8 protein-coding genes are annotated in these 12,749 nt (G+C 34.2%); 3 read left to right on the top strand and 5 right to left on the bottom strand.

All coding sequences use genetic code 11. The features are described from left to right. Nucleotides 1-92: 92 nt before the first annotated feature. Complete coding sequence (locus VB798_RS21015) at nt 93-2,012, top strand: glycoside hydrolase family 97 protein (RefSeq protein WP_323689204.1); 1,920 nt, start codon at nt 93-95, stop codon at nt 2,010-2,012. 63 nt (nt 2,013-2,075) lie between these two features. Beyond that, the gene (locus VB798_RS21010) at nt 2,076-3,029 is read left to right on the top strand and encodes an arabinan endo-1,5-alpha-L-arabinosidase (protein ID WP_323689203.1); all 954 of its coding nucleotides are present in this window, start codon (nt 2,076-2,078) and stop codon (nt 3,027-3,029) included. Between the two features lie 54 nt (nt 3,030-3,083). Here the strand turns inward: VB798_RS21010 and VB798_RS21005 are convergent, their stop codons facing one another. From VB798_RS21005 to VB798_RS20985, 5 genes are all read right to left on the bottom strand, one after another. Then, complete coding sequence (locus VB798_RS21005) at nt 3,084-3,482, bottom strand: c-type cytochrome (protein WP_323689202.1); 399 nt, start codon at nt 3,480-3,482, stop codon at nt 3,084-3,086. A gap of 195 nt (nt 3,483-3,677) precedes the next feature. After that, a complete protein-coding gene (locus VB798_RS21000) occupies nt 3,678-4,850 on the bottom strand; it encodes a PQQ-dependent sugar dehydrogenase (RefSeq protein ID WP_323689201.1) in 1,173 nt (390 codons plus the stop codon). Nucleotides 4,851-4,932: 82 nt separating this feature from the next. Continuing rightward, entirely contained in the window at nt 4,933-5,718 is a 786-nt protein-coding gene (locus VB798_RS20995) for a coiled-coil domain-containing protein (protein ID WP_323689200.1), read from the bottom strand. Between the two features lie 250 nt (nt 5,719-5,968). Beyond that, nucleotides 5,969-6,976 carry a fatty acid desaturase gene (locus VB798_RS20990; RefSeq protein ID WP_323689199.1) on the bottom strand — a complete coding sequence of 336 codons (1,008 nt, stop codon included), beginning with the start codon at nt 6,974-6,976 and terminating at the stop codon, nt 5,969-5,971. A gap of 110 nt (nt 6,977-7,086) precedes the next feature. Then, nucleotides 7,087-9,267: a penicillin acylase family protein gene (locus VB798_RS20985; protein WP_323689198.1), complete on the bottom strand. Its 2,181-nt coding sequence runs from the start codon at nt 9,265-9,267 to the stop codon at nt 7,087-7,089. Nucleotides 9,268-9,588: 321 nt separating this feature from the next. Here VB798_RS20985 and VB798_RS20980 point away from each other — a divergent pair, with 321 nt between their 5' ends. Beyond that, nucleotides 9,589-12,693, top strand: a complete 3,105-nt coding sequence (locus VB798_RS20980) for a lantibiotic dehydratase (RefSeq protein WP_323689197.1) — start codon at nt 9,589-9,591, stop codon at nt 12,691-12,693. Nucleotides 12,694-12,749 lie beyond the last annotated feature (56 nt).

Below are 12,749 nucleotides of genomic sequence, written 5' to 3'. Positions count from 1 at the left end.
GCGATTTTTTTTGAACTTTACAATCATTAAATTCTGTAAAGAGTTTTATTGATTTAGTTTATGTATTACTCATCAAACCATCTTTCCTTACAATGAACCTAAAATTATCATTACAAGTATTCCTTCTTTTATTGCTTTCTTTTGGTGCTTTTTCACAAAAAGTATTCAGTCCAAATCGTCAAATTGTTGTTGATTTCTCCATCAAAAATCAGCAGGCAAAGTATTCAGTAAGCTTCCAAGGCAAAACTGTTTTAGCATCTTCCAGTTTAGGACTTATTCGTGAAGACGGAGATTTCACAAAAGGGCTTGCATTATTGGGATCAAGTAAACCGACTTTGGTAAAAGATCAATACACAATTCGTACAACCAAAAAAAGTAATATTACCTATATAGCCAACCGTCAGGTTTTTAAATTGAAAAACGCACAAGGCAAAAAACTTGACATTATTTTTCAAGTTTCAAACGATGGTGTAGCTTTTAGATATTTCTTCCCTGAGAACTCAACTGATATTAAAAAAATCAGTGAAGAAATTACTTCTTTCAAATTTCCAGAAGCTACCAAAGCTTGGCTTCAACCCATGAGTGATGCCCAAACAGGTTGGGAACATTGCCATCCTTCTTATGAAGAATTTTATCAGAAAAACATTTTAGCAGGTATTATTTCGCCTATCAAAGCTGGTTGGGTATATCCTGCACTTTTTCAAAGTAATGGCACTTGGGTTTTGTTGACAGAAGCTGGTTTGGATGGCACCTATTGTGCAACTCGTTTAAGAGCAGAATCGCCTAATAGTGAATATAAAATTGGCTTCCCACAAGCTCCAGAAGTATTTACAGGCGGCGAACTTAATCCGCAATCCACTTTACCTTGGCTTTCGCCGTGGAGAGTAATCGCTTTGGGTTCATTGAAAACCATCACAGAATCTACTTTAGGAACAGATTTAGCTAAACCTGCTGTTAAAATGGATACTTCATTTATCCAAACTGGAAAAGCATCTTGGAGTTGGATTATTAAAAAAGACGAATCTGTCAACTTTGAAACAACGAAAGACTATATCGATTTTGCCGCTAAAATGCACTGGGAATATTGTTTGATTGATGCCGATTGGGATACTAGAATTGGCTATGATAAAACAAAATGGTTGGCAGATTATGCTAAAACCAAAAATGTAAAATTGTTACTTTGGTATAATTCAGCAGGCGATTGGAATACCGTGAAGTATCATCCAAAAGGAATGCTTTTAACGCATGAAAGCAGAGTAAAAGAGTTCAACAAAATCAAGGAAATGGGTATTGCTGGGGTAAAAATTGATTTCTTTGGCGGCGATGGACAATCAATGATTAAATATTATTTGGATATTTTGGAAGATGCGGCAAAAGCAAAACTTTTAGTGAATTTTCACGGAGCAACTTTACCAAGAGGCTGGCATAGAACTTATCCGAATTTAATGACTGCCGAAGCAGTAAAAGGTTTTGAAATGGTTACTTTCGACCAAGCTGCTGCCGACGAACAGCCTGCCCATTGTACCACTTTGCCTTTTACTCGCAATGCTTTCGACCCAATGGATTTTACGCCGATGAATTTATATAAAGTACCAAATATTAAAAGACGTACTACTTCAGCTTTTGAATTAGCTTTATCGGTTGTCTTTATTTCTGGTATTCAACATTTTGCGGAAGCACCAGAAGGCATGAATCATGTACCTGAATTCGCTCAAAAATTCTTGCAAACCTTACCAAGTACTTGGGATGAAACTCGTTTTATCGATGGTTTTCCGGGTAAATTATTTGTCGTTGCTCGAAAGTCAGGGAATAAATGGTACGTGGCTGGCATCAATGGCGAAGGTATTGCTAAAGATTTGAGCCTTGATTTATCTTTCTTGAAAAACAAAAAAGCTCAATTGATTACAGACGATGAACAAGTACTCTTGAAAGAATCTCCAATGAACATTTCAAATAATCAAACAAAAATCTCCTTAAAAGCCAACGGCGGTTTTGTAGCAGTTTTTGAATAGTTTTTTTGCCCATAAAGTTCAGATTTACTAAAGCTTTATGGGCTTTATTTTTCCCAAAAAAATATGAAACACATCATTTTTGCTTTATTTTCTTTACTCTTCAGTTATAGCATCCAAGCACAAACGGGAGAAATTGAATCTCACGACCCTTCCACGATACAAAAAGATGGAAATTATTATTGGATTTTCTCAACGGGTAACGGCATCAAAGCTACTTATTCAAGTGATTTAGAAAACTGGAAAATATCACCTCAAACGGTTTACAAAAAGGATTCTTTCCCAACTTGGATTAAAGAATATGTCCCAAAATTTCAAGGACATTTTTGGGCTCCCGATTGTATTTTCATGAACGGAAAATATTATTTGTATTACTCTTGTTCATCTTTTGGCGTAACGCAATCTGCTATTGGTTTAACCACAAACGAAACGCTTGACCCAAATTCACCAAAATACAAATGGACGGATTTAGGAATGGTGGTAGCTTCTAAAGAAAGAAAAGATTTCAACGCCATCGACCCAAGTATTTTAAAAGACAAACAAGGTAAAATTTGGATGACTTATGGTTCATTTTTTGGAGGAATTGGGGCGGTAGAATTAGATTCTGTTTCTGGAAAAATCAAAACAGGAGAAAGTATCAAAAAAGTAGCTGGTGGCAGAGAATCGGATTGGGAGGCATCTTGCTTGATTCAAGAAGGAGAATATTATTACCTCTTTGTGAATAATGGTTTATGTTGCAAAGGATTAAACAGTACTTATTATATCGTTTGTGGGCGTTCTAAAAATCCTTTAGGACCATTTTTAGATCAAACAGGGAAAGATTTGAATGCTGGTGGAGGAACGGTTATTCTAAGAACAGAAGGTAAATTCCAAGGACCAGGACATGTAGGTTTGCTAAGAGAAAAAGGTAAAAACATTGTTTCTATTCATTATTATGATGCAGAAGACCAAGGAAAATCTAAAATCAATTTATTAGAAATGGGCTTTAAAAAAGGCTGGCCTTATTTTAAGAGGAAGTAATAAATAAATTAGCTTTGACAACTTTTGAAAAGTTACCAAAGCTAAAAGAGGGAATCATTTTTTGATTCCCTCTACTGTTTTAACATCAATAATTTTAGCTGATTTATTTCCCCAAGAATTTGAAATATAATTCATCACATCTGCGATTTCTTCATTTTCTAATCCCGGTTCAGGCATCATGCCATTATACTTTACACCTTTTACTTCAATCGAATCTTTTAATCCAAATTTGATAGCTTTAATGGCCTTTTCGGGGGTTTTCATCAAATAATCTGAACCAGCCAAAGGTGGATTCAATTTTTCGACACCCTCTCCTTTTCCCATGTGGCAAACGATGCAATTATTGAGATAAATTTCTTTGCCACGTGCAATACTCTCTGCTAATTCATCTTCATTCTGACGCCAAAATGGAGAAAGAAATAACATCGAAGCAATCAGTAAAATAGTTTTCATTTTTCTTTAGGGGATTTTGGCTGTCAGATATTGGTCATCAGATTTCGGTCGTCGGATTTCAGCAGTCGAATGTTGGTCATCAATATTCAGCTTTAGATTATCAGATTTTTTTGTAAGCTTTTAGCCATCAACAGTTCGCTTTAAATGATAAAACCGACTGCTGATGACCGAAGACCGATAGCCATTTGCTAAAATCTATTTCTCTGGACTAATTTTCACGATTGAACCTGTGCTTTCAACAGCTACATAAATGTTTCCGTCTGGTCCTTCTTTAATGTCTCTTACTCTACCAATATTTTCAAAAATCGTTTCTTGACTTACGACTTTATTGTTTTTAATTACACAACGTTTGATATAATTAAACTTCAATGAACCAATCAATAAGTTACCTTTCCAATCTGGGAATTTCTTACTTGTCACGAAAGTCATTCCACATGGAGCAATAGATGGTCTGTAATAAGTAACAGGCTGTTCCATCCCAGCACGTGCGGTATCTGGACTGATAACAGAATTATCATAGCCAATTCCGAAAGTAATAGCTGGCCAACCATAATTTGCTCCTTTTTTCAAAATATTTACTTCATCCCCGCCTTGTGGACCATGTTCATGTTCCCACAAGTCACCAGTTGTTGGGTTAATCACAAAACCTTGTGGATTTCTATGACCATAAGAATAGATTTCAGGTCTCGCACCGTCTTTTCCTACAAATGGGTTATCTGTTGGCACAGTACCATCATCATGCAAACGAACTACTTTTCCTTGGAAAGTTGTAAGTTTTTGTGCTTCATCTTGTTGCCCTCTTTCTCCTACTGTTAAGTATAAAAATCCAGCTCTATCAAAAGCAATTCTTCCGCCGTAATGGTGATTTGTGGTGACATTTGGAGTAGCCTTGAAGACTACTTTTTGTTCTGTTAATGAATTTCCAACCAATTTTGCTCGCATCAAAGCTGTATTCGAGCCTTTACCTGTTTCTCCTTCTGCCGCTGGCGAAGAATAAGTAAAATAAATCCAGCCATTTTTAGCATAATTTGGATGAAGTTTAATATCTAAAAGTCCACCTTGTCCTTTAGAAACAATCGGAGGAAGCCCTTGAATAGGTTCTGCTACAAGTTTTCCTTCATGAATTAATCTTAATTGACCAGTTCTTTCAGTAACTAACATATCTCCATTTGGCAAAAAGGCAATTCCCCAAGGCACATTCAAGCCTGTAACAACCGTTTCTACTTTTAAACCTTCTGTGCTAGATTTGGCTACTTTTTTAGAAACAGGAGTGTCCTTGTTGATATGTACATTACTTATCGCATCTGTAGATATTAAAAGACCAGCCAATAAGGGAAGGACTCCAATAGAGAAAATTTGTTTTTTCATTGTTGAGTTTATTTTCTTTGTTTGTGATAAAGTTAATGAAAAACACATTTTCGGCTGTACTGATTTCTATGTATTTAATTACTTAAACACTGGTTTCAGCATATTGAACAGACGAGTTTAATTTATCTGTAATAGCTTTAATTCTTAATTCCGAACGTTTTACTTCTGCTCTTAAATTCTGTTTTTCATTCACAAGTTTGTTAATCAACGCATCATTCTTTTCAATTTTTTTTGTGGCAGCTTTTATCTCATTCTGAATCTTCTGAATTTCAGAAAGTTCTCTATTCATTAAACGTTGCTTAATTGAGTTTGTGCGTTTTTTGATTTGCTTGTTTCGTTGTTTTTCAAGAAAATCTTCTGAACTAAAATAAGCCTTCTTTTCGGCATTGATTCGACCAATACCTTCTTTTCTTACTTTTAAAGCAATTTCAGGATTTACTTTTAATCCTAAAGAACGCATCTTTTTATAGACGACTCCGTATCTAAAACCTAGATGTTCGCAAATTTCAGGAAGAGGTTTTGTATAATGATGTTCTTTTAGATAATTGATGGCTTCTTCCGACCATTTTGTAACGCCTTCCCTACCCGATGGAACACCTTTTCTACTTGCTTGACGTACTTTTCTGAGTTCTTCTCCAACAGTAAGTTTAAACCTTTTGAGTTGCCCTCTTACTGATTCCCAGCTTCTACCAAGTTTGTCTGAGATTTCTCTAGATGTTAAATGTTGAAAGTTTTCTTTTAAGAAATTAATTTCCTCCTCAGTCCACTTTGATGTAATTCTTTTTTGGGGTTCTGGTGCTACTTCGCTTCTTAATACCACTCCATCCTTGACGTAGTTGATGATTCTTAATTTGTTTTTCTTTGCCATTTTTAGTGTTTCTTACTGAATTTCAATACAGTTTTATGTATTAGGGATAACAACGAAAAAATGTTTTGAGGAGCCTCAAAACATTCAGTATTATGTTTAGCAAAGGGTTTTTGTTTAACAAACTTCGCACTTTATTCTTAAAAAAGCAATAAGTCTTGTATGGTAACTTCGATTTTCCTTAAAATAAAAAATAGCTCCAAAATTGGAGCTATTTAGAACGATTCTTTTTATATAAAATTATAAAATTGTATTATAATTTTTGTTCAGCCATCTGAATATCAGGAATTGAAGTGTCGTCTAAGCCTACACGACCTCTTTCTTTTCTAACAATTCTTGAATATAAACCTACTTCTTGACTGAATAAAAATGTAAAAAATAATTTCACAAACGAAGTATGATATTTCAAATCATCATAAAATTCAGGAGCAGCAGCTTTCAATTTTGGCAAATTATTCCAAGGTACTGAAGGCATATCGTGGTGTTCGTTGTGGTAACCTACATTCATGTTGATTAAATTCAAACCACCATAATAACTATAAGTTTCTTGGTCTTTATCTAATACTAAATAATGTTCTTGAATCCATCTTGCACCAAGTGGATGTAACCCTACAGAGAACATAAAGCTTGCGCCCATATATCCTAATGCTGACCATCCCCAGAAATACCAAATTACAGCATCAAAGGCAATCTGAGCGATGATATTCATCATTACCCAACGGTCAATTACTGCTAATTCTAAACAACGAAGTGTACGAATTACTTGGAAAATAGGAAATAACAATAACCAAACGGCTTTACCAATAAAATAGTTATTGATAAGTTTAGCTTCCCAATAATCTGGTAAATCGGCATCTAACTCATGAACTCCTTGAAAAGCATGGTGCTTTAAATGGTAATTTTTGAAAGAAATAGCTGTTGGCACTAAAGAAGGAAAATTAGCGATGATACCAGCGTAAACATTCCAAGAAGGCTTTTTGAAAACAAGGTTATGCGAAGCTTCGTGAATACAAATAAACAAAGTATGTGAAGGGAAAGCGCCAATACACCAAGCTGCAGCCAAAATAATGTACCATGCTTGGTCTTTCACCAAATAAGTCATCAGGATTTGAAGTGACACACAAGCCAAAATCCAAACCATCGTCATCGGATTTTTAGTGATTAACTTCTTAACCTCTGGGTGAGCCTTTAAAATCTGCCTTGTACGCAAGCGGTGAGGTTCAGAACCTGTAACATGAGTAAAATCTTGTTGATACGCCATTTAATGTTAATTTAATTCGTTATTGAAATTACTGTTTAAATTCTATTTAAAAATCTTTCAAATATACTGCGAACCAAACGTTTTATCAATTTGTTTCATAATATTTACACTTATTCGCCTGGATGATATGTTTTTTCTGCATTTTTCAAGACATCTTCCTTATAAAAAAGGACATCTTTGAATTTTCCTTTTGTGTACATCAACAATTGGTCATTAAAATGTTTAGAAGATGGGTCACCACTTTCGCCACCTGCTAAAAGCGATTTTGCTTTAATTTTCTTCCCAAATTCAACCGCACAAATAAAACTGTTTCCTCCTACTCCGTACCTTTTGCTCGTTCCTTGATAATATCGACTATTATAAGAAGGCAAAGAGCCCCATAAAGCAGAAGCAAAACCTACTGGAACACTTGGTTCGTTGTCGTTATACTTGGCTTGCAAATCTCCATTTAATCGTTGAAAACGATTGATTTCTCCCCAAGCGACTTCCCAAGTACCAAACTTTTTAGTCAAATCATTTACTACTGTCACCAAAGGTGGCATCAATTGAGCAACCGTAGCATTTGCAGCAAACCTTTTCGTATTCTCTACTTGATCTGTTTCTCCTTGGTCAATATACAATCTTTGAATGACAGGACTTAGTTTTTGAGCCCACTCAACCGCTAAAGTAGTAGCGACAGAATGTTCAGACGAATGATAATCCCATTTTTTCAATACTTCAATCGGTGCTTTTAATTGATTATAAAGTGAATCGTTTGGTTTTACTTCATATTCAAATGTTTTTATCAAAGCAGGAATCAATATTTCAAAAGCTGATAAATAAGTATCGTAGCCAGCTTCAATTACTTTATCAATCGTGTATTTTTTCTCACGGTCTAATACTCTTACAGCATTTACACCTCTAAAGTTTTCGCCATCTGGTGCCATATAAGGTGGATAATTTTCTCGTTTTGGACTATTCAATCCTGCTACCGAAAAAGGCGTTGAGTTACAATTTTGTAACCAACCATTCACTGGATTATACAAATGAACGGTTTCATCAACTGCATGTAAACCTTTCCATTCTGTTGCCGCAATTGAACCGTCAACTGGTTTTGCCCAATTGTATTGATTATCCCTTTTCGGGATATAATTGCCATGCCAGTAAGCAATATTTCCTTTATTATCTGCAAAAACTGTATTGTTTGAAGTATTCGCCTTCAAAGCCATTACTTGTTTGTATTCTTCAAAACCTTTGGCTTTGGTTCGTTTCCAACTCTGAATCAAGCTGACAATTGAACGGTTATAAGACTTTAAACTCAACCATTTGTCATCTCTTTTTGCCATGATTGGTCCGTGATGCGTAAAGTAAGTCTTAAAAGTTTTTTTCTTTAATTCATTTCCTGATTGATAACTAATCGTAATCTTTTTTTCCGAAACGGGCTTTAACATGCCTTCATATTCATAAAAATACTTTTCCCCTTTTTTGACTATTTTCTCTGCATAAACATCTGCAACATCTACATTACTTGAAGTGTGCATCCAGCCACAATAAGGATTAAAACCCTGATAAACAAACATTTGCCCCCAAGTAACTGCTCCATAAGCATTTAATCCTTCTTCACTGACTACCTGTACTTCTGGCCTAAAGTAAAAAGTAACGTGCGGATTTATGTACAAAATGGCATTGCCCGAAGCCGTAATTTTCGGAGAAAAAGCAAAACCATTTGAACCTGTTTGATGGTCAGAAAGCTTTGGAACAGCCACAGCCGACACTAAATTGCCTGAATAAAAATTCTTTAAATCGGCAATACTTAAATCTGCAGTACTGATTGCACCAATACTTCCATCCGTCCACAATAAAGGATACCAAGGTTGAAAACGAGTCAACATCGCCGGTTTTACAGTACGATGCGTGTACAAATAATAATTTATTCCATCCGCATAAGCATTCAATAATTTCTTTAACCAAGGTGCTGCTTTTTGATAATCAGCTTTGGCTTCTGTTGTATCAATCAACAAACGAATTTGTAAATCATTATATAATTCAGATTCACCTTTTAGTTCAGAGATTCGTCCTAATTTTTCAATATAATTCATTTCTACCCGCTTGAAATCGTCTTCGCATTGCGCATAAAGTAAACCAAAAACAGCATCTGCATCAGATTTTCCATAAATATGCGGAATTCCCCAATTGTCCCGAATGATATTTACTCGTTGAGCCTGTTGCTTAAAACGATTGATTTCAGCACTAGAAAATTTTTGAGCGAAAATAGAGAAAGGAAGAAAAAGCAGTAAAATAACTTTTTTCATATTTGATTTTATTGAATGATGAAGTTTTCTGTATAAACAAACATACAAAATTCATAGAAATTTCTGCCACTTATAGCTTTAAACTTTATCTCTTTCTGCCTTAATAAATGAATTGTTTCCGAAAATTGGGGAAATAATGAAGCTTTATCAATGATTTTTCTAAAGGGTTTATAGTGATATATATTAAGAAAAATAATGATTGAGAATATAAGTTTTCCTGTAAGTATTCTTTAAAACGATAATAAAAATTATCAATTCGTACAATTTTAGGCATTAAGCATTAAATTTGGTAATACCGTCAAACCCAATCGTTAGCTTTTAATGTCGAATTCATATCAATTTCTGAAAAAAATCATTCTAAGAACGCCCACGCTTCCATTTGCAGATGATATTTCTGAAGATTTCCTTAAAACATTACTCAACCATCCGCCTTTCTCAGAAGCACTTTATTTGGCATCCCCCGTACTTTTCAATGAAGCGCAACTTTGGAAAGATGGTAATATTACTGATGTCAAAAAAGCTCAAAAAATAGTTTTTTCGCTCAGTAAATATTATTCCAGAATGTGTAGTCGATGTACTCCTTTTGGACTTTTTGCAGGTTGTTCGGTGATTGAATGGAGTGATGAAACGGCTTTGACTATCGCTTCAGAAAAAAGGAGAAGTACTCGTTTAGACATGCACTATGCTGGTGCTTTGGCACAAAGTTTATCAGAAATTCCTCTCATAAAAAGTCATTTATTGTATTTCCCAAACTCAAGTATTTATCAAATTGGTCAAGAAATTCGCTATGTAGAGTATAAATATGTTGATGGAAAAAGAACACATCAAATTTCTGCTTTTGAATGGTCTGAATACATTGCTTTGGTGTTAGATGCTTGTAAAAAAGGAGCAAAAATGTCGGAAATTGCGCCACTTTTGATAGACGATGATATTTCGGAAGAAGATGCTTTGGGTTTCATCGAACAGTTAATTGATGCTCAACTCTTGATTAATGAATTAGAACCAGCCATTACTGGTGAAGGGTTGACGCAACAAATCATTAAAGTACTTCAAAAAAACAATGTCGATGAACATTATCTTGAAACTTTACAAAGCATTGAAAATCAATTAAAAGCAATTGATAATAAGCAAACGAATGACATAAGTGCTTATCAAGAAATCACATCGCTTATCAAGAAAATTGGCGTTCCTTTTGAAGAAGGAAAGTTGTTTCAAACAGATTTGGTCAATCTATTTCAAGAGAACAAACTTTCGGCTGTTTATCAAGAAGTACTAAGTGAAATTGCTGAGCTTTTGATTCAAGTAAGTGAAAAAAGAGAGAATCCAACGCAAAGTGATTTTATCAAGAAGTTTTATGAACGTTACGAAAACCAAGAAATTCCTTTACTCATTGCAATGGATACAGAAACGGGCATTGGTTATGGACAATCCGGCAAAAGTAACTTTACTCCCATTGCCAATGGTTTTGAATTAAATCAAGAAGAAAAAGAGGAACTTTCCGTTAGGCTAAATCCTTTTCAGCAATATCTGTTCAGAAAATACTTGAATGCGCTTAAAGAAAATGCTTTACAAGTAAATTTGGAAGAAGATGATTTTAAACCTTTTTTGCATAAAAAATATAAAACGCCAAGTTCTACGTCACTGATTTTCAGACTGACTGGAGATGAGCAATTCCCAATTTATTTGGAAAAATTAGGCGGTACAAGTGCCGTAAATTTGTTAGGAAGGTTCGCTCATACTGACGAAGCAATTTTGGATATTATCCAAGAAATTACTGAAAAAGAACAAGCATTAAATCCCGAAGTTGTCTTTGCTGAAATTGTACATTTACCAGAAAATAGAATTGGTAATATTTTACTTCATCCTGCTTTCTGGACTTATGAAATTCCATACTTAGCAAAATCGTCTTTACCAGAAAATCAGCAAATTTTACTGGAAGATTTATTGGTTTCTGTGGATATTAGTCAACAAAAAATCAGGTTAAAATCAAAAAGATTAAACAAAGAAGTAATTCCGAGGCTTAGTAATGCTCATAATTATTCAATGAATGCTTTGCCTATTTATCATTTTTTATGTGATTTACAAAGTACTAATTTAGTCGTTGCTTTTGATACTGGCTGGAAAAAAGCGACTTTGAATACGAAGTTTTCACCTCGACTTACTTATAAAAATATCATTCTTGAAGCTGCTACTTGGCAATTTAAAAAAGAAGATTTTGAACATTTACTCATCAATTCATCTGAAAATTTATTAGCCATTTTCCATGAATTTAGCATAAAGTGGCAATTGCCAAAACGATTTGTATTAGTTGATTTTGATAATGAATTGTTGGTAAATGCTGAAAATTTATTGAGTATTCAGACTTGGCTTGATACCATTAAAAATCGTGAAAAGATTGAGCTAAAAGAATTTTTATTTATACCCAACAATGGGCATGTCGTTGACGAATCTGGAGCACTTTTTGCAAATCAATTTATTGCTTCATTAGTCAACAAAAAAACTGTTTTTGAGAAAATTCAACTTCAAAAACCTCTGATTGATGAAACACAACGTACTTTTTCTTTGGGTTCAGAATGGCTTTATCTTAAAATTTATTCAGGCGTAAAAGCTGCAGACGATATTTTAGCACAAAATATCAAGTCGTTGGTTGAGCAATTTCTGGAAAAACAATTGATTGACAAATGGTTTTTTATCCGATATTCTGACCCTGATAATCATATTCGTTTACGACTTCATTTTACAGATTTAAAGCATTTGGGAGAAGTAATTCTTAGTCTGAAAGAAACTTTAGACAATTTAGAAAAAGAAGGAATTATCTGGAAAATTCAATATGATACTTATCAAAGAGAAATAGAAAGATATGGTTCTGATGTCATGATTTTAACAGAAAGCATCTTTTTTCACGATAGTGAAGCCATCGTAAATCTATTAGCACAAACTTGGGGCGATGAAAGAGAGCAAATTCGTTGGCAATTTGCGATGAAACTAATTGATATTTATTTGGATGATTTTGGGCTTTCGCTCAGTCAAAAGCTAGATTTGATGAACTTAGCAAAAGACAATTTTGCCCAAGAATTCAACGTAGATAAACCGATGAAACTACAAATGGACAAGCGTTTTAGAGAATATCGGAAAAAGATAGAAAGTATTTTATCTTCTGAAACAAGTGAGGAATATGTAGCACTTTTTGAGTCAATTCAACATAAAAGCGAGCAAATCAAAGAAAGTATTGCTCAGATAAAAGTGTTGAAATCAGACAATACGCTCAAAAAATACTTATCCGATACCATTCACATGACGGTCAATCGTGTAATTGCTGACAATCAGCGTTTTCATGAATTAATTATTTATGATTTTATGTATCGCTATTACCAAGCCGAATTAGCCAAATTAAAAAAGAATGGGATTAAGATAAATTTGAGTTAAATTCTCATTAAATTATAATCTAATTGCTTAAACCTTTTCAATTCATTTAATAAAAA

Source organism: Arcicella lustrica (assembly GCF_034930985.1).
Classification (GTDB): domain Bacteria; phylum Bacteroidota; class Bacteroidia; order Cytophagales; family Spirosomataceae; genus Arcicella; species Arcicella lustrica.
This window is presented reverse-complemented; position numbering and strand designations above follow the sequence as displayed.

Bases quoted from the DNA above. Each gene is read 5' to 3' on its own strand.
- VB798_RS21015 (WP_323689204.1), top strand. From the start codon at position 93: ATGAACCTAAAATTATCATTACAAGTATTCCTTCTTTTATTGCTTTCT.
- VB798_RS21010 (WP_323689203.1), top strand. From the start codon at position 2,076: ATGAAACACATCATTTTTGCTTTATTTTCTTTACTCTTCAGTTATAGC.
- VB798_RS21005 (WP_323689202.1), bottom strand. From the start codon at position 3,482: ATGAAAACTATTTTACTGATTGCTTCGATGTTATTTCTTTCTCCATTT.
- VB798_RS21000 (WP_323689201.1), bottom strand. From the start codon at position 4,850: ATGAAAAAACAAATTTTCTCTATTGGAGTCCTTCCCTTATTGGCTGGT.
- VB798_RS20995 (WP_323689200.1), bottom strand. From the start codon at position 5,718: ATGGCAAAGAAAAACAAATTAAGAATCATCAACTACGTCAAGGATGGA.
- VB798_RS20990 (WP_323689199.1), bottom strand. From the start codon at position 6,976: ATGGCGTATCAACAAGATTTTACTCATGTTACAGGTTCTGAACCTCAC.
- VB798_RS20985 (WP_323689198.1), bottom strand. From the start codon at position 9,267: ATGAAAAAAGTTATTTTACTGCTTTTTCTTCCTTTCTCTATTTTCGCT.
- VB798_RS20980 (WP_323689197.1), top strand. From the start codon at position 9,589: ATGTCGAATTCATATCAATTTCTGAAAAAAATCATTCTAAGAACGCCC.